This is a genomic window from Pseudomonas putida S13.1.2 (genome assembly GCF_000498395.2).
GTDB lineage: Bacteria > Pseudomonadota > Gammaproteobacteria > Pseudomonadales > Pseudomonadaceae > Aquipseudomonas > Aquipseudomonas putida_Q.
The window spans coordinates 3,369,394-3,386,167 of sequence record NZ_CP010979.1 but is presented as its reverse complement, the minus strand read 5'-3'; the positions used below and the strand labels follow the sequence as shown (position 1 = coordinate 3,386,167).

At 61.8% G+C, this 16,774-nt stretch carries 14 protein-coding genes and 7 tRNA genes; 17 read left to right on the top strand and 4 right to left on the bottom strand.

The window, feature by feature from the left end:
* The first annotated feature begins 24 nt into the window (after positions 1 to 24).
* The 6 genes from N805_RS14940 to N805_RS14915 all read left to right on the top strand — a co-directional run bounded on the left by N805_RS14940 (position 25) and on the right by N805_RS14915 (position 5,467).
* The gene (locus tag N805_RS14940; protein WP_019472786.1) at positions 25 to 807 is read left to right on the top strand and encodes a TatD family hydrolase; all 783 of its coding nucleotides are present in this window, start codon (positions 25 to 27) and stop codon (positions 805 to 807) included.
* A 1,082-nt stretch (positions 808 to 1,889) separates the two neighbouring features.
* A complete protein-coding gene (locus N805_RS14935) occupies positions 1,890 to 2,525 on the top strand; it encodes a TetR/AcrR family transcriptional regulator (RefSeq protein ID WP_019473685.1) in 636 nt (211 codons plus the stop codon).
* A 107-nt stretch (positions 2,526 to 2,632) separates the two neighbouring features.
* Positions 2,633 to 3,601, top strand: coding sequence for a GTP 3',8-cyclase MoaA (locus tag N805_RS14930; protein ID WP_028614019.1), 969 nt, complete (start codon positions 2,633 to 2,635; stop codon positions 3,599 to 3,601).
* Between the two features lie 66 nt (positions 3,602 to 3,667).
* Positions 3,668 to 4,273, top strand: coding sequence for a DUF4823 domain-containing protein (locus N805_RS14925; protein WP_028614020.1), 606 nt, complete (start codon positions 3,668 to 3,670; stop codon positions 4,271 to 4,273).
* Between the two features lie 10 nt (positions 4,274 to 4,283).
* The gene (locus N805_RS14920) at positions 4,284 to 4,844 is read left to right on the top strand and encodes a DUF1285 domain-containing protein (protein ID WP_028614021.1); all 561 of its coding nucleotides are present in this window, start codon (positions 4,284 to 4,286) and stop codon (positions 4,842 to 4,844) included.
* Between the two features lie 221 nt (positions 4,845 to 5,065).
* Complete coding sequence (locus N805_RS14915) at positions 5,066 to 5,467, top strand: cupin domain-containing protein (RefSeq protein WP_019473291.1); 402 nt, start codon at positions 5,066 to 5,068, stop codon at positions 5,465 to 5,467.
* A 58-nt stretch (positions 5,468 to 5,525) separates the two neighbouring features.
* Here the strand turns inward: N805_RS14915 and N805_RS14910 are convergent.
* A tRNA-Asn gene (locus N805_RS14910) sits at positions 5,526 to 5,601 on the bottom strand.
* 62 nt (positions 5,602 to 5,663) lie between these two features.
* A complete protein-coding gene (locus tag N805_RS14905) occupies positions 5,664 to 6,860 on the bottom strand; it encodes an amino acid aminotransferase (RefSeq protein ID WP_016485500.1) in 1,197 nt (398 codons plus the stop codon).
* A gap of 287 nt (positions 6,861 to 7,147) precedes the next feature.
* Between N805_RS14905 and uvrB the strand changes: the two genes are divergently transcribed.
* The gene (gene uvrB / locus N805_RS14900) at positions 7,148 to 9,163 is read left to right on the top strand and encodes an excinuclease ABC subunit UvrB (RefSeq protein WP_019473290.1); all 2,016 of its coding nucleotides are present in this window, start codon (positions 7,148 to 7,150) and stop codon (positions 9,161 to 9,163) included.
* 180 nt (positions 9,164 to 9,343) lie between these two features.
* On the opposite strand, the gene N805_RS14895 is transcribed toward uvrB, so the two are convergent.
* Positions 9,344 to 10,834, bottom strand: coding sequence for an MDR family MFS transporter (locus N805_RS14895; RefSeq protein WP_177313768.1), 1,491 nt, complete (start codon positions 10,832 to 10,834; stop codon positions 9,344 to 9,346).
* A 49-nt stretch (positions 10,835 to 10,883) separates the two neighbouring features.
* Entirely contained in the window at positions 10,884 to 11,939 is a 1,056-nt protein-coding gene (locus tag N805_RS14890; protein ID WP_019473041.1) for an HlyD family secretion protein, read from the bottom strand.
* Positions 11,940 to 12,082: 143 nt separating this feature from the next.
* Here N805_RS14890 and gltX point away from each other — a divergent pair, with 143 nt between their 5' ends.
* From gltX to N805_RS14840, 10 genes are all read left to right on the top strand, one after another.
* Entirely contained in the window at positions 12,083 to 13,564 is a 1,482-nt protein-coding gene (gene gltX, locus N805_RS14885) for a glutamate--tRNA ligase (protein WP_019473040.1), read from the top strand.
* A gap of 280 nt (positions 13,565 to 13,844) precedes the next feature.
* Positions 13,845 to 13,920, top strand: a tRNA-Ala gene (locus tag N805_RS14880).
* Between the two features lie 72 nt (positions 13,921 to 13,992).
* Positions 13,993 to 14,068 (top strand) — tRNA-Glu (locus N805_RS14875).
* A 53-nt stretch (positions 14,069 to 14,121) separates the two neighbouring features.
* Positions 14,122 to 14,197 (top strand) — tRNA-Ala (locus tag N805_RS14870).
* Positions 14,198 to 14,239: 42 nt separating this feature from the next.
* Positions 14,240 to 14,315, top strand: a tRNA-Glu gene (locus N805_RS14865).
* A 62-nt stretch (positions 14,316 to 14,377) separates the two neighbouring features.
* Positions 14,378 to 14,453 (top strand) — tRNA-Ala (locus N805_RS14860).
* A gap of 42 nt (positions 14,454 to 14,495) precedes the next feature.
* Positions 14,496 to 14,571 (top strand) — tRNA-Glu (locus N805_RS14855).
* Between the two features lie 172 nt (positions 14,572 to 14,743).
* Entirely contained in the window at positions 14,744 to 15,283 is a 540-nt protein-coding gene (locus tag N805_RS14850) for a TetR/AcrR family transcriptional regulator (protein WP_019473808.1), read from the top strand.
* A 15-nt stretch (positions 15,284 to 15,298) separates the two neighbouring features.
* A complete protein-coding gene (locus N805_RS14845; RefSeq protein WP_028614022.1) occupies positions 15,299 to 16,132 on the top strand; it encodes an alpha/beta fold hydrolase in 834 nt (277 codons plus the stop codon).
* A 185-nt stretch (positions 16,133 to 16,317) separates the two neighbouring features.
* Positions 16,318 to 16,752, top strand: coding sequence for an acyl-CoA thioesterase (locus N805_RS14840; protein ID WP_019473806.1), 435 nt, complete (start codon positions 16,318 to 16,320; stop codon positions 16,750 to 16,752).
* Positions 16,753 to 16,774 lie beyond the last annotated feature (22 nt).

Genomic DNA, 16,774 nt, shown 5'->3' with positions numbered 1-16,774 from the left:
TTTTTTCATGTGTGCCGTTATCCCATGCTCGTAGATTCCCATTGCCACCTCGACCGTCTTGACCTCAGCGCCCACCAGGGTTCCCTCGATGCTGCCTTGCAGGCGGCGCGTGAGCGCGGGGTCGGTCATTTTCTGTGTATTGGCGTCAGTGCCGAAAACGCCGGTGCAGTGAAGGCGTTGAGCGAGCAGTACGTCGATGTCGATTGTTCGGTGGGCATACACCCGCTTGACCTGGCGCCGGGAGAAACCCCTGCGCTGGAATGGTTGCTACGCGAGCTGGCCCACCCCCATGTGGTGGCGATAGGCGAAACCGGGCTGGATTACCACTATGAGCCGGAAGCTGCCGAGCTGCAGCAGGCTTCGTTCCGCTTGCACCTGGAAGCCTCGCGGCAGACCGGCAAACCGGTCATCGTGCACACCCGGGCGGCACGCGCCGATACCCTGGCACTGCTGCGTGAGGCCAACCTGCCGCAGGCTGGTGTGCTGCATTGCTTCACCGAAGACTGGGAGATGGCCAAGGCCGCGCTGGACCTGGGGTATTACATCTCGCTGTCTGGCATCGTTACCTTCCGCAATGCCGATGCCCTGCGCGAAGTGGCCCGGCAGGTGCCGGTCGATCGTTTGCTGGTAGAGACCGATTCGCCGTACCTGGCGCCCATTCCGCACCGTGGCAAGCCGAATTTGCCGCAGTATGTGCGGGAAGTGGCGGAGTATGTGGCTTCGTTGCGGGGGGCCAGTTACGAGCAGTTGGCCGAGCAGACCACTGCCAACTTCAAGCGGTTGTTCCCGTTGGCGCGGGTGGCTTGATGGCGCATGAGCCTGAGTGCACTTGCTCTTGCTTTGGCTTTGGCTTTGGCTTCTAAGCGCGCGGTAGCTCAGGCGACACAGATTGCGACTTCAGGAGGCCGAGCGCAGGGCTTGCGAAGGGAGGTGACGGGCATGGATGCCCGTCAAGCGCTGGGCCCCAGGATGGGGCCTGCAGCGCGGTCCTCCCGGGAGCAAGCCCGGAGCGAGGGGACCCCGGAGCGAAGCGCAGGGGCCGGATGATGGGAGCGGACGGCTTTGGTTACTTTGGCCAAGACCAAAGTAACCCGCCGGAAGGGCGGAAAGGTGACTCAGCGCCACCTGCGCGAACGAATGCCTACACTGTGTTAAGGCCCACCTCGCAAGGAGCTAAAAAGCGGATATGGCTGTTTTGGTGCCGCGAACAGTCCGTTTGCGATGGCGACGCTGACTCACCTTTTCGCCCTTACGGCGAGTCACTTTTTGTCAAACGCGACAAAAAGTAACCAAAAAACGCTGCGCTCCGATCATCCGGCCCCTGCGCTGCGCTCCGGGGTCCCCTCACTCCGGCCTCGCTCCCGGGAGGACCGCGCTGCAGGCCCCATCCTGGGGCCCAGCGCTTGACGGGCATCCATGCCCGTCACCTCCCTCCGCAAGGCCTGCGTTCGGCCTCCTGAAGTCGCGAAGATCAAAAGCAAGATCAAGATCAAGATCAAGATCACAGGCGCGGTACAGCACAAACTCCGAGCGGGGAGTGCGGGTCGCTGGGCGACCCGTCGCGCAAGCAAAAAAAACCCGGGTTCTGGGGGGGGAATCCGGGTTAAGACCATTAGGAGTAAAACAAAGGTACGCGGTCCCTGAGCACCTTTATTGGCGCGCCACTTGGGGGGGATGCGCCGCGCCAACACTTCAAGTATTGGTCAGGTTTGGCGCAGTGCCAGCCTATATTGATCGTTTTTTAAACAAATTTGGAATACGGCGGCGCCTCGTTCATCCCGCTGCGTATGGCCGTAAGCATCATGAAACACAGACATGCGTGGATGATCCGTGCAATTTCTCGCAAGTTAGGCATAATAAACCGCTTCGATTGTCATCCAGTCCTTCCCATGCAGAAAGAACCTCGTAAGGTCCGTGAGTTTCGCCGTCGCGAACAGGAAATCCTCGACACCGCGCTCAAGCTGTTTCTCGAACAGGGTGAGGACAGCGTCACTGTCGAAATGATCGCCGACGCCGTGGGTATCGGCAAAGGCACGATCTACAAGCATTTCAAGTCCAAGGCGGAAATCTACCTGCGTCTGATGCTCGACTATGAGCGCGACCTGAACGAGCTGTTGCACTCGGCCGATGTCGACCGTGACAAGGAAGCCCTGTCGCGCGCCTACTTCGAGTTCCGCATGCGCGACCCGCAACGTTACCGGCTGTTTGACCGCCTGGAAGAGAAGGTGGTCAAAGGCAACCAGGTGCCGGAAATGGTCGAGCAACTGCACAGCATCCGTGCCTCCAACTTCGACCGCTTGACGCAGTTGATCAAAGGCCGCATCAGCGAAGGCAAGCTCGAAGACGTACCGCCGTATTTCCACTACTGCGCTGCCTGGGCGCTGGTGCACGGCGCCGTGGCGCTGTATCACTCGCCGTTCTGGAGCAATGTGCTGGAAGATCAGGAAGGCTTCTTCCAGTTCCTGATGGACATTGGTGTGCGCATGGGCAACAAGCGCAAGCGCGACCCGGAACCGGCCAACTGAAGCGGTCGTTTACCTCACGCTGAAGCCGACAGGGTGCGGGGGCTTGCAAAAACCTGATTTATGAGTCAGGTTTCGCCAGCCCCTTATCATCCATGCCGGAGTCATTCATGATCGTCGATCGTCAAGGCAGGCGCTTTCGCAACCTGCGTGTCAGCCTGACGGCTGCTTGCAATTACGCCTGTACCTACTGCGTGCCAGACGGCAAGCGCCTGGTGGCGGCGCAGGACGAACTGTCGGCAGATGCGCTGGCCCGCGGCGTGGCGTACCTGATCGAAGCGGCCGGTATCGAGCGCCTGCGCATCACCGGCGGTGAGCCACTGGTCAGCCCACGCCTGGATGCCTTTCTGGCTGCCGTGGCCAAGCTCGACCTCGACGATATCTCGCTGACCACCAATGGTCAGCTGTTGGCGCGCAAGTTGCCCCAGCTGCAGGCGGCGGGTATCCGCCGCCTGAATGTTTCCCTCGACACCCTAGACCCCCAGGCCTTCCGCCGCATTGCCCGGGGCGGCGACCTGGCCAGTGTGCTGGCGGGGATGGAGCAGGCCAGTGCACTGGGCATGCGAATCAAGATGAACATGGTGCCGATGCGCGGGCACAACCTTGACCAGGTGTTGCCGCTGCTGGATTACTGCCTGGAGCGGGGTTTCGAGTTGCGCTTCATCGAGCTCATGCGCATGGGCCACCTGGCCCGCGAGCACAATGCGTTTGTGCAGCAGTTTGTCGGCCTCGACCAACTGCTCACGCTAATCGGCAGCAAGCATGCCTACGTTCAGGTCGATGCGCCGCTGGACGCCACGGCCTTGCGTTATCAGATCCCGGGTGTTGGCCACTTTGGCATCATCGCCAACGAGAGCGTACCGTTTTGCCGTACCTGCTCGCGGTTGCGCCTGTCCTCCACGGGCTGGTTGCATGGCTGCCTGTCTTCGGGCAACCGCCACTTCGTCGGTGACCTGCTGGAAAAACCGCGCCATCAGGCCCTGCCTGCCCTGCAGCGCCTGCTGGTCAAGGCGCTGGCGGACAAACAGGATCTGGCGTTTTCCGGGGACGTGATGGTGATGAAGGTGATTGGTGGCTGAAGCTGGCGCAAAAGCTGCATCCGCCGGCTATTCGCCGGTTTTTCGTCGCCGGCCACTGGAGGAAAGATGCGTAGCCTGGTCTTGCTGCTGGCGCTGATGGCGCTGGGCGGCTGCATGAATGTCAGCGATATGGGCGAGGGCGTCCGCTACCACATGAGCGATGCCGGTCTGCTGGACCACAGCGATACCCGGCGCACCCTGTCGATCCGCCTGCAGCCCGACTCGTTCATCTTCATCGGCCAAGGCGCGTTCGTACCGCCGGGCAAGGGGCCGGTGCCGCGGCAAAACGCGGTGGCTGACGAGGCGTTCAAGAGCTTTGTCGAGTATTTCCCGATGGTGCGCCGCGCCCAAGGCCCGCTGGGCCTGGAAGAGGCCATTGCCCAAGCGCGCTCGGTAGGCGCCGACTACGTCCTGTACACCCGCTTCGCCCGTACCGACGACCGCATTGGCAATGGCGATGAGTGGTATGACGAACAGGCCGTCGATCGCCTGGGCTGGGACAGTGGCGTGGTGCAGATGATGTTGATCGAAACCAATACTCGCTACCTGATCGACACCGCACGCATCAAGAGCCGTGGCGGTTTGTTGACGTTCCACGACAATACGCCAGAGGATTTGCTTGGTGCGCCGATGCGCGAGTACGCTCGTAGCCTACTGGGTATGAGCGAATGAGGCAGGTGTGATGAGTGATTCGGGCAAGGCCAATGATCTTCTGGCACAGATTCCCAAGGCCAAGGGCCTGCCGCCGGTGCACCTGTGGAACCCGGATTTCTGCGGTGACATCGACATGCGCATCGCCCGCGATGGCACCTGGTATTACCTGGGCACGCCGATCGGGCGCAAGCCGATGGTGCGGTTGTTTTCCACGATCATTCGCCGCGATGGCGATGACTACTTCCTGATTACCCCGGTAGAAAAGGTTGGCATCCGCGTCGACGATGCGCCGTTCGTGGCTGTGGCGCTGGAGGTGCTGGGGGAGGGTGAACAGCAAGTGCTGCGCTTCACCAGCAATGTCGAGGACCAGGTTGACGCCGGGCCGGACAACCCACTGCGGGTGGTCATCGACCCGGTGACGCAAGAGCCATCGCCCTATGTGCTGATGCGCAGCAACCTTGAGGCGCTGATTCACCGCAATGTGTTCTACCAGTTGGTCGAGCTGGCGGTGCCGCGTGAGATCGAGGGGGAGGAATGGTTGGGGGTGTGGAGCCAGGGCGTGTTCTACCCGATTGGGCGTAGCAGCTGAGCTCTTGGTTGCCTGTAACGACCTCTTCGCGGGCATGCCCGCTCCCACCGGTACAGCGCAGCCCTTGAAACCTGTGGCGAACAAACTTGTGGGAGCGAGCATGCCCGCGAAGACGGCAGCACAGGTAAAATCGGCCCCCTGCTTTTACCTCGAATTGGCCATTTGTGTTCAGCCAACGAAGCCCTAACCTGCTGGCATTAGCCATCCAGGAGAAGCCCACCATGAAACCCTTGGCCATCGTCCTTTTTGCCCTGCTCGCCGCTCAGACTCCCGCCTGGGCCCACGGCGAGGTTGCCGACCAGGTCAAAGTCCTGCAGCAGCAACAACCCTCGAACGCCCCGGGCAAAACGGCTGTCATGCTTACCGTGAGCTATGCCCCTGGCGAGGCATCGCCCGCGCATCAGCATCCTGGCGCAGTGATGGCCTACGTTCTGCAGGGGGCGGTGGTGTCGAAGCTTAACAACGACCAGGAAAAGACTTACCAGGCCGGTGAGTATTGGTACGAAGCGCCAGGTACCGTGCACAGCGTGTCGCGCAACGCCAGCAAGACCCAGCCAGCCAAGCTGCTGGTCTGGAGCCTGGTGGACGAGGGCAAGCCTGTGACCGAGCCACTGGATCGGTAAATTCGATGCAACGAAAAAGCCCCCGGTTGCTTGCGCAACTGGGGGCTTTTTCAGTGTTTGGCTCCGCGACCTGGACTCGAACCAGGGACCCAATGATTAACAGTCATTTGCTCTACCGACTGAGCTATCGCGGAATTTGCGCGTATCTTACTGACTGCCTGGAAGAAGTCAAGCCTCTCCCAGGCAAATCAACAGGTTACAGCACTTCGACGATGGCCTTGGTGACCACGTGGATGTTGCTCTGGTTCAGCGCGGCAACCGCGATACGGCCGGTGTCCAGCGCGTAGATGCCAAATTCGTTCTTCAGGCGTGCTACCTGTTCAACGGTCAGGCCCGAGTAGGAGAACATGCCCGCCTGGCGGCCAACGAAGCTGAAGTCGCGCTTGGCGCCATATTCAGCCAACAGGCTGACCATTTGCTGGCGCATGCCGTGGATGCGCTGGCGCATCTCGCCCAGCTCGGCTTCCCACATCTGGCGCAGTTCGTCGCTGTTCAGCACGGTTGCGACGATGGTTGCACCGTGGGTCGGCGGGTTGGAGTAGGTGGTGCGGATCACGCGCTTGACCTGCGACAGCACGCGCGTGCTCTCGTCCTTCGAGGCGGTGACGATCGACAGTGCGCCAACGCGCTCGCCGTACAGCGAGAACGACTTGGAGAACGAGCTGGAAACGAAGAACTCCAGGCCCGACTCGGCGAACAGGCGCACGGCGAAGGCGTCTTCGGCGATACCGTCACCAAAGCCCTGGTAGGCCATGTCGAGGAACGGCACATGGCCTTTGGCCTTGACCACTTCCAGGACGTTTTTCCAGTCGTCCAGGCCCAGGTCGACGCCAGTCGGGTTGTGGCAGCAGGCATGCAGCACGACGATCGAGCCGGCCGGCAGGTTGTTCAGGTCTTCGAGCATGCCGGCGCGGTTTACGTCGTTGCTCGGCGCGTCGTAGTAGCGGTAGTTCTGTACCGGGAAGCCGGCGGTCTCGAACAGCGCGCGGTGGTTTTCCCAGCTCGGGTCGCTGATGGCTACCACGGCATTGGGCGACAGGCGCTTGAGGAAGTCGGCGCCGATCTTCAGCGCGCCGGTGCCGCCAACGGCCTGCACGGTGACCACGCGGCCAGCGGCCAGCAGTGGCGACTCGGCGCCGAAGATCAGTTTTTGCACGGCCTGGTCGTAAGTGGCGATGCCGTCGATCGGCAGGTAGCCGCGCGAGGCGTGCTGGGCGGCACGCTGGGTTTCGGCTTCGATCACGGCGCGCAGCAGCGGAATGCGGCCTTCCTCATTGCAGTACACGCCAACGCCCAGATTGACCTTGTCGGTACGTGGGTCGGCGTTGAATGCTTCGTTGAGGCCCAGGATAGGGTCGCGGGGTGCCAGCTCGACAGCGGAAAACAGGCTCATTGTTACCTTGGCTCTGATTGGAGAGTGATAGGACGTACACGCTCCAGCCGAATGCACTGAAGCGGTGCACAAACGGGGAGTCAGTATAGTGATACCGCCCGGTCACTGCGACACTCTGGCACAGCTTTTCCGGCTATTTGCGCAAATATTTTTCGACCATTGGTCTAAATGCCGGGTCCACTGTAACAGGCGCTCACAGCCTGGCCTTGAAAGCGCCCCCGGATAGCCGCATTTGGGTATAGACTACTGGCTAAATTTACAGTTGCTGCAACACCGCGAGGTCAAACATGTCCGAGTTCCAGCTCGTCACCCGTTTTCAGCCGGCCGGCGACCAGCCCGAGGCCATCCGCCAGATGGTCGAAGGCATCGAGGCGGGGCTGTCGCACCAGACGCTGCTCGGCGTGACCGGTTCGGGCAAGACCTTCAGCATCGCCAACGTCATCGCCCAGGTGCAGCGCCCGACGCTGGTGCTGGCGCCGAACAAGACCCTGGCCGCGCAGTTGTACGGCGAGTTCAAGGCCTTCTTCCCCAACAACGCGGTGGAGTATTTCGTTTCCTACTACGACTACTACCAGCCCGAGGCCTACGTGCCGTCGTCGGACACCTTCATCGAGAAGGACGCCTCGATCAACGACCACATCGAGCAGATGCGCCTGTCGGCGACCAAGGCGCTGCTTGAGCGGCGCGATGCAATCATCGTCACTACCGTGTCGTGCATCTATGGCCTGGGTAGCCCGGAGTCTTACCTGAAAATGGTCCTGCATGTGGACCGCGGCGACAAGCTCGACCAGCGCGCACTGCTGCGCCGGCTGGCCGACCTGCAGTACACCCGCAACGAAATGGACTTTGCCCGTGCCACCTTCCGCGTGCGCGGTGATGTGATCGACATCTTTCCGGCCGAGTCGGACCTTGAAGCCATCCGCATCGAACTGTTCGATGACGAGGTGGAGAACATCGCCGCCTTCGATCCGCTCACCGGCGAAGTCTTTCGCAAGTTGCCGCGTTTCACCTTCTACCCCAAGAGCCACTACGTTACCCCGCGGGAAACCCTGCTGGCGGCCGTGGAGGGTATCAAGGAGGAGCTCAAGGAACGCCTGGAGTACCTGCACAAGGCCAACAAGCTGGTAGAGGCACAACGCCTGGAGCAGCGCACCCGTTTCGATCTGGAAATGATCATGGAGCTGGGCTACTGCAACGGCATCGAGAACTACTCGCGCTACCTGTCTGGGCGCCCGGCCGGGGCGCCACCGCCCACCCTGTACGACTACCTGCCGGCCGATGCACTGCTGGTGATCGACGAATCCCACGTCAGCGTTCCACAGGTGGGCGCCATGTACAAAGGCGACCGTTCGCGCAAGGAAACCCTGGTCGAATACGGCTTTCGCATGCCCTCGGCACTCGACAACCGGCCGATGCGCTTCGACGAATGGGAGGATGTCAGCCCGCAGACCATCTTCGTGTCCGCAACCCCTGGCCCCTACGAGGCCGAGCATGCCGGGCGCGTGGTAGAGCAGGTGGTGCGCCCGACCGGCCTGGTCGACCCGCAAGTCGAAATACGCCCGGCACTGACCCAGGTAGACGACCTGCTGTCGGAAATACGCAAGCGCGTGGCGCTGGGCGAGCGGGTGCTGGCCACTACGCTGACCAAGCGCATGGCCGAGGACCTTTCTGATTACCTGGCCGACCACGATGTGCGGGTGCGCTACCTGCACTCGGACATCGACACGGTGGAGCGGGTGGAGATCATCCGCGACCTGCGCCTGGGCACCTTCGACGTACTGGTGGGCATCAACCTGCTGCGCGAAGGCCTGGACATGCCGGAAGTGTCGCTGGTGGCGATCCTCGATGCGGACAAGGAAGGCTTCCTGCGTTCCGAGCGGTCCCTGATTCAGACCATTGGCCGCGCTGCCCGTAACCTCAATGGCCGGGCGATTCTGTACGCCGACAATATTACCGGTTCGATGCAGCGGGCGATTGACGAAACTGAGCGACGCCGTGAAAAGCAGATCGCCTTCAACGAAGCCAACGGTATCGTGCCCAAGGGGGTGGTCAAGGACATCACCGACATCTTGGAAGGCGCCACCGTGCCTGGCGCGCGCAGCAAAAAGCGCAAGGGCATGGCCAAGGCGGCAGAGGAGAGCGCCCGCTACGAGGCAGAGCTGCGTACGCCGGGCGAAATCACCAAGCGCATCAAGCAGCTTGAAGAGAAGATGATGCAGTTCGCCCGCGACCTGGAGTTCGAAGCCGCGGCGCAGCTGCGCGACGAGATTACCCAGCTGCGCGAGCGGTTGATTACCAGTTGATTGTGTCAGCGGCTAAAGACATAAAGGTGATGCGATCAGTGTAGGAGCGGCCTTGTGTCGCGAAAGGGCTGCGCAGCAGCCCCAGCAGCATCGAATGTGGCACAACCCTGGGGCTGCTGCGCAGCCCTTTCGCGACACAAGGCCGCTCCTACAGGGGATTGTGTAGACTCTGAAAAGGGCTCAATGGGCTTCCCCAGCCTTCAACCCCGCCGGCAGCCTGCGGGTGAGCAACACTGCCACCATGCTCACCGCCAACCCGATCCCGACAAAGTGGAAGGCATCGTTGTAGGCCATGATCATGGCCTGCTGGTGGGTTATCTCGCTCAACTTGCCCAGCGCCGCATTGTCATTGCCCAGCCGCTCTGCCAATTGCGCCAGCCGCTCTGCCACCTGCGGATTGCTCGGTACCACCGACTCCCTCAGGTAGTCGAAATTCACCTTGGTCCGCGCATCCAGCAGCGTGGCCAGCAAGGCGATACCAATCGCACCGCCCAGGTTACGCAAGATATTGAACAGGCTCGATGCTGACCCCGCATCCTGCGGCTGGATGTAAGCCGTTGCGATCAGCGAAATGGTCACCATGATCATCGGCTGGCCCAGGGCGCGGATGATCTGGATATGGTTGAACTGCGGCCCGGCAAAGTCCGGGTTGAGCACCCCCGAACCGAAACTGGCGGCGCCGAACAGGCAGAACCCCAAGGCGCACAACACCTTGGGTGACACCACCTTCATCAGTTGCGGCACCAACGGGATCAGGAACAGCTGCGGGACACCCATCCACATGATCACCTCGCCGATCTGCAAGGCGTTGTAGCCCTGCACCTGCGCCAGGTACAGCGGCAACAGGTAGATTGACCCGTACAGGCCTACGCCCATGCCCAAGCTGGCGATACTCGACAAGCCGAAGTTGCGGTTACCGAGGATGCGCAGGTTGATCAGGGGGTGTGGCTTGGAAAACTGCAGGATGACGAAGGTGATCAGGCTGACCAGGGCGATGCTGCCCAGGCCGACGATCAAGTTTGACTCCAGCCAGTCCTTGCGGTGGCCTTCCTCGAGAAAAACCTGCAGGCAGCCCAACCCCAGGCCCAGGGTGACGATACCGGCGTAATCGGTGCTCTTCAGCAGTTCCCAGTGCGCCTCTTTCTTCTCCAGCCCGTACATAAGGCCGGCAATCATCACCAGGCCCGGCGGGATGTTGATGTAGAAGATGTATTCCCAGCCCCAGTTTTCGGTCAGCCAACCGCCCAGGGTGGGGCCGATGGAGGGGGCAAAAGTGGCGGTCATGGCGAACATCGCCATGCCTTTGGCGCGATGGTGTTCGGGCAGCTTGATCAGGGTCAGGGTGAACGCCAGCGGGATCAGCGCGCCGCCGGTAAAGCCTTGCAGGGCGCGGAACAGGATCATGCTCTCCAGGTTCCAGGCCATTGAGCACAGCAGTGACGACAACAGAAAGCCCCCGGAAACCCACACCGCCAGGCGCCGCGCCGACAGCAACTGCACCAGCCAGGCGGTCAGCGGGATCATGATGATTTCCGCCACCAGGTACGAGGTGGAAATCCATGAGCCTTCCTCCAGTGTCGCCGACAATGCGCCCTGGATGTCTTTCAGCGACGAGTTGGTGATCTGGATGTCCAGCACCGCCATGAACGCACCGAGCATCACGCTCATCACCGCGATCCAGTCGCGCCGGGTGGGCTCGGCGGTGGGCCGGAGCAGTGGGTCACCGGCCATTGTGGCCTTCGCCTTCGCTGCGCAGGTCCACGGTGGCGGTCACCGACATGCCGGGGCGAATGCGCCCGTGCAGCGGGTTGTCGGCGCTGAAGGTGAGTTTGATCGGGATGCGCTGCACCACCTTGGTGAAGTTGCCGGTGGCATTGTCGGGTGGCAGCAGGCTGAACTGCGCGCCCGAGGCGGCAAAGACACTGTCGACCCGGCCTTCGATGGGGGTGTCCGGGTAGCTGTCGAACAGCAGTTCGGCGCGTTGGCCTGGCTGCATGCGGCCGATCTGGGTTTCCTTGAAGTTGGCCTGCACCCAGATGTCTTCGTCGGGCACGATCGACAGCAGGTAGGCGCCAGCCTGCACCACCTGGCCATTGCGCGCATTGCGCTGGCCGATAGTGCCGCTGATCGGTGCGCGGATTTCGCAGCGGATCAGGTTCAGTTCGGCCTGCGCCAGGTCGGCGCGGGCATTGGCGATTTGTGCATCAAGGCGTTTGAGGTCGGCGTTCAGAGCGTTGACCTGCTGGCGCTGGCTTTGCAGGTCGGCGCGGGCCTTGTCGACCTGGGAGCCGGCGACATGGCTGTCCGCCGACAGGGTGGTGACCCGCTCCTCGGATATGAAGCCTGGCTTGCGCAGCTTTTCGGCGCGGCTCAGGTCTACCCGGGAGCGCTCGAACGTGGCCTGGTTGGCTGCCACCTGCGCCTGCCCGGCGGCGATCAGGCTACCCTGCTGGGTCAGGCGGCTTTGCGCCTGCGCGTATTCTGCTTCGCGGGTGGCCAGGGTGGCGCGGGCGCGGTCGATCGACAGGTTAAAGTCTGCCACTTCCAGGCGTACCAGCAGGTCGCCTTTGTTGACATGCTGGTTGTCCTCGACCGGCACCGCTTCGATACGTGCGCCCAACTGGCTGGAGATACGGGTGATCTCGCCCTGTACGTAGGCGTTGTCGGTACTCTCGTAGAAGCGGCCCTTGAAGTACCAGTGGGCCAGAAAGGCGAGGGCGATGATGGCCACCAGGGTGAAAAATATCAGCAGGCGACGTTTGAGTTGGGCAGGCATGGGTACGATCGTTCCAAAAATGTAAACAAATTTAACAGCGCCGCAGGGCCTGTCGACAAGTGACGTTCGCGCCATTGCTGGAGCCCGGTGCCTGCCTCCTGCTAACATCCCGCCTTTGTTTCATCTTCAGTTCGAGACCTTCCATGACCACCGTACGCACGCGTATCGCGCCATCGCCTACCGGCGACCCCCATGTCGGCACTGCCTACATCGCCCTGTTCAACTACTGCTTTGCCAAGCAGCATGGCGGTGAGTTCATCCTGCGCATCGAAGACACCGACCAGCTGCGCTCCACGCGCGAGTCGGAACAGCAGATCTTCGACGCCCTGCGCTGGCTTGGCATCGAATGGAACGAAGGCCCGGATGTGGGCGGCCCGCACGGCCCGTACCGGCAGAGCGAGCGTGGCGAGATCTACGCAAAGTATGCCAAGGAGCTGGTTGACGCCGGTCACGCCTTCTATTGCTTCTGCACCGCCGAAGAGCTGGAGCAGATGCGTGCCGAGCAACAGGCCCGTGGCGAAACCCCGCGCTACGACGGCCGCGCACTGCTGTTGAGCGCCGAGGAAGTGCAGCGCCGCCTGGACGCTGGCGAGCCCCATGTGATCCGCATGAAGGTGCCGAGCGAAGGTGTGTGCGTGGTACCGGACATGCTGCGTGGCGATGTCGAGATCCCGTGGGACCGCATGGACATGCAGGTGCTGATGAAGAACGACGGCCTGCCGACGTACTTCCTGGCCAACGTGGTCGACGACCACCTGATGGGCATCACCCACGTCCTGCGTGGCGAAGAGTGGCTGCCGTCGGCGCCCAAGCTGATCAAGCTGTACGAATACTTCGGCTGGGAGCAGCCCAAGCTGTGCTACATGCCGCTGCTGCGTAACCCGGACAAGTCCAAGCTGTCCAAGCGCAAGAACCCCACCTCGGTGACCTTCTACGAGCGCATGGGCTTCATGCCTGAGGCGATGCTCAACTACCTGGGTCGCATGGGCTGGTCGATGCCGGACGAGCGCGAGAAGTTCTCGCTGGACGAGATGGTCGAGCACTTCGACCTGTCGCGTATTTCGCTGGGTGGCCCGATCTTCGACATCGAGAAGCTGTCCTGGCTCAACGGCCAGTGGCTGCGCGAACTGCCGGTCGAGGAGTTCGCCACACGCCTGCAGAAGTGGGCGTTCAACAGCGACTACATGATGAAGATTGCCCCGCATGTGCAGGGCCGTGTGGAGACTTTCAGCCAGGTTGCCCCGCTGGGCGGGTTCTTCTTTGAAGGCGCGCTGAAACTGGATGCCAAGCTGTTCGAAAGCAAGAAACTGTCGGCCGACCAGGTGCGCCAGGTGATCCAGCTGATCCTGTGGAAGCTCGAAAGCCTGCGCCAGTGGGAAAAAGAGCGCATCACCGGCTGCATCCAGGCCGTGGTCGAGGCGCTGGAACTGAAGTTGCGTGATGCCATGCCGCTGATGTTTGCCGCCATTACCGGCCAGGCCAGTTCGGTGTCGGTACTGGACGCCATGGAAATCCTCGGCCCCGACCTGACCCGCTATCGCCTGCGCCAGGCCCTGGACCTGCTGGGTGGCGTTTCGAAGAAAGAAAACAAAGAGTGGGAAAAGCTGCTGGCTTCCATCGCCTGATTCAGCGTTACACCTAACCTGTGGGAGCGGGCGTGCCCGCGAATGCGGTGTTTGATTTACCATCGCATTCGCGGGCACGCCCGCTCCCACAGGTCCAGATGAAGCCCGAAAACCGGGGCAGGGCGGTAAGTGATTGTTATCTGTGAAAAAACTTTTGAATATTTTCAAAATTTCGTTTGACAGCCCTGCAATCCGATCTTAATATGCGCCCCGTCCACAGCGATGAACGAAAACGAAACGCCAGGCACCCAGCCAGCGATTCGGTTCAAAGCGACATTGTGGGGCTATAGCTCAGCTGGGAGAGCGCCTGCATGGCATGCAGGAGGTCAGCGGTTCGATCCCGCTTAGCTCCACCAAATTCCGCTTGTCAGCCACGGCTGATAAGCAAGACCGGGTCCAGCAACCGGGTCTTGAAGGTAAGAAGGTTCGTCCCCTTCGTCTAGTGGCCTAGGACACCGCCCTTTCACGGCGGTAACAGGGGTTCGAGTCCCCTAGGGGACGCCAGTTTTACACAAGCGATGTTTCATTATGTCGCTGGGCCGCGAGGCTAAAAATCCGGGGCTATAGCTCAGCTGGGAGAGCGCCTGCATGGCATGCAGGAGGTCAGCGGTTCGATCCCGCTTAGCTCCACCAATTTTGCCGCGGTTCGCGTAAGCGGATCGGCACGAAGGTTACGTCCCCTTCGTCTAGTGGCCTAGGACACCGCCCTTTCACGGCGGTAACAGGGGTTCGAGTCCCCTAGGGGACGCCACTTTTTCCTGCGTTTTGCAGGGCTTAAAAAGGCTCGTCGATTATTGATGAGCCTTTTGTTTCGGGGCTATAGCTCAGCTGGGAGAGCGCCTGCATGGCATGCAGGAGGTCAGCGGTTCGATCCCGCTTAGCTCCACCATTTCTGCCAGGGTTCACGCAAGTGAGTCTTCGCGAAGGTTACGTCCCCTTCGTCTAGTGGCCTAGGACACCGCCCTTTCACGGCGGTAACAGGGGTTCGAGTCCCCTAGGGGACGCCATGTTTACCCGCGTTTTGCGGGACTTTAAAGGCTCATTCGCTTATTGAATGGGCCTTTTGTTTTTTCTCCCTTTCGTAAAATTCGCGGCTGACAAGCGGCAGGAAATTCTGCTTGCCAAAAAATATGATGCGTATAATATTTCTATCATCATATTCCTACTGGCGAGTCCCTGATGAGCGACAAGAAGAGCAGAACCCGCGAGCGCATTCTGGAAGCTGCACGCAGTGCGCTTGTCCAGCACGGCCCCGCCGAGCCCAGCGTTAGCCAGGTGATGGGGGCGGCAGGCCTTACCGTCGGCGGTTTCTATGCCCACTTTGACAGCAAGGACGAGCTGATGCTCGAAGCGTTCCGCCAGCTGTTAGGCGAGCGCCGCGCCTTGCTCGCCCAGATCGACCCCAACCTGGATGGTGCAGGGCGGCGGGCGCTGGCCAGTGCCTTCTACCTGTCGCGCAAACACCGGGATGCCGAAGTGCACGCCTGCCCGCTGCCCAACTCGCTGGGCGAGATGCAGCGCCTGCCGGAGGTGTTCCGCGAAGTATTGGCCGAGCACATCGAGCTGATGACCGCCGCCATGGTTGACCGCCCCGAAGATGCCGACAAGGCCTTGGCCGACCTGGCGCTCATGGTCGGCGGCCTGGCCCTGGCCCGTGCCTTGGGTACCAGTGAGCTTTCTGACCGTATTCTGCGCGCCGCCAAGTCGGCGGTGCTTTAACCCTGGAGCATGGCGATGACTACCCTGAGCTGGATTCGTGGTGTCAATGGCACCCTGGGCCGCCTGGCCCCCGAGCATGTCGCGGGCAAGATGCGCCGTGCCTTCATGACCCCACGCAATCTGCCGCCTCGGGATTGGGAGCTGCCCGTGCTGGCTAGCGCCGAGCGCATCACCCTGCGCTTCGGCTTGTCTGCGTTGCGCTGGGGCAAAGGCCCGACCGTGTTGCTGATGCACGGTTGGGAAGGGCGCCCGACCCAGTTTGCCGCCTTGATCGAGACCTTGGTCCAGGCCGGGCACACGGTGGTGTCGCTGGAAGGGCCGGGCCATGGCCGTTCGCCTGGTGAGCAGGCAAATGTGGTGCTGTTTGCCCGGGCGCTGCTGGAGGCTGCCGCCGAGCTGCCGCCGCTGCGGGCGGTGATTGGCCATTCCATGGGTGGTGCCAGTGTGCTGCTGGCCTTGCAGATGGGGCTGCGCACAGAGGCAGCAGTCAGCATTGCTGCCCCGGCGCGGCTGCTGGGCGTGCTGCGCGGTTTTGCTCATCACCTGGGGATGCCGGCGCGTGCGCGGGCGGCGTTCATTCGCCAGGTAGAGCGGGAGGTAGGCATGCAGATTGCGCGGCTGGATGTGACCGGTTACCAGCTGGAGCTTCCGGGTTTGGTGGTGCATGCCGCCGATGACGCCCTGGTGGCCGCCGATGAAGCCCAGGTTATTCACAAGGCCTGGTTCGATAGCCGCCTGATGCTGCTGGAGGAGGGTGGGCACCAGCGGGTGCTGTCCGATCCGCGGCTGGGTGAGGCCGTGCTCGAATTGCTGGGGCGGGCTGACGTGCCAGCGCGACAAACCGCCTGATAGTGTTGCCTGAACTGGCCTCATCGCCGGCAAGCCAGCTCCCACAGATACGGCGCAAAGCTTGAATCCTGCGCCGTTTTTGTGGGAGCTGGCTTGCCGGCGATGAGGCCGGTAAATCTTGCGCAGGGGCTGGACATTGCCCCGCAGGTCGCTGCTAAATCGACTTTTGTGCCAAGGAAGCGAACATGAGCTGGGACCTGGCAACACCCTTCGTCATCGACCTGCGCGTCGGTAGCGAGGACATCGACGGCCTCGGCCACGCAAACAACGCGGTCTACGTCACCTGGCTGGAGCGCTGCGCCTGGCGCCACTCCCAGCGTCTGGGGCTGGACCTGGCCGAGTATCGGCGCCTGGATCGGGCGATGGCTGTGGTGCGCCACGAAATCGACTACCTCGCCGCCGCTTACGAGGACGACGAGCTGCAACTGGCCACCTGGATCATCGACTGGGATCAGCGCCTGCGCATGACCCGGCGCTTCCAGCTCAAGCGCCCGCGTGACGGCGTAACCTTGCTGCGCGCACAAACCACCTTTGCCTGTATCGAGCTGTCCAGCGGCAAGCCCAGGCGCATGCCGGCGGAATTTGTCGATGGTTACGGCCCGGCGCTGATCGGCGCCTGAATCGCCGGCAATTTTTGTTAGA

Bases quoted from the DNA above. Each gene is read 5' to 3' on its own strand.
- N805_RS14940 (WP_019472786.1), top strand. From the start codon at position 25: ATGCTCGTAGATTCCCATTGCCACCTCGACCGTCTTGACCTCAGCGCC.
- N805_RS14935 (WP_019473685.1), top strand. From the start codon at position 1,890: ATGCAGAAAGAACCTCGTAAGGTCCGTGAGTTTCGCCGTCGCGAACAG.
- N805_RS14930 (WP_028614019.1), top strand. From the start codon at position 2,633: ATGATCGTCGATCGTCAAGGCAGGCGCTTTCGCAACCTGCGTGTCAGC.
- N805_RS14925 (WP_028614020.1), top strand. From the start codon at position 3,668: ATGCGTAGCCTGGTCTTGCTGCTGGCGCTGATGGCGCTGGGCGGCTGC.
- N805_RS14920 (WP_028614021.1), top strand. From the start codon at position 4,284: ATGAGTGATTCGGGCAAGGCCAATGATCTTCTGGCACAGATTCCCAAG.
- N805_RS14915 (WP_019473291.1), top strand. From the start codon at position 5,066: ATGAAACCCTTGGCCATCGTCCTTTTTGCCCTGCTCGCCGCTCAGACT.
- N805_RS14905 (WP_016485500.1), bottom strand. From the start codon at position 6,860: ATGAGCCTGTTTTCCGCTGTCGAGCTGGCACCCCGCGACCCTATCCTG.
- uvrB (WP_019473290.1), top strand. From the start codon at position 7,148: ATGTCCGAGTTCCAGCTCGTCACCCGTTTTCAGCCGGCCGGCGACCAG.
- N805_RS14890 (WP_019473041.1), bottom strand. From the start codon at position 11,939: ATGCCTGCCCAACTCAAACGTCGCCTGCTGATATTTTTCACCCTGGTG.
- gltX (WP_019473040.1), top strand. From the start codon at position 12,083: ATGACCACCGTACGCACGCGTATCGCGCCATCGCCTACCGGCGACCCC.
- N805_RS14850 (WP_019473808.1), top strand. From the start codon at position 14,744: ATGAGCGACAAGAAGAGCAGAACCCGCGAGCGCATTCTGGAAGCTGCA.
- N805_RS14845 (WP_028614022.1), top strand. From the start codon at position 15,299: ATGACTACCCTGAGCTGGATTCGTGGTGTCAATGGCACCCTGGGCCGC.
- N805_RS14840 (WP_019473806.1), top strand. From the start codon at position 16,318: ATGAGCTGGGACCTGGCAACACCCTTCGTCATCGACCTGCGCGTCGGT.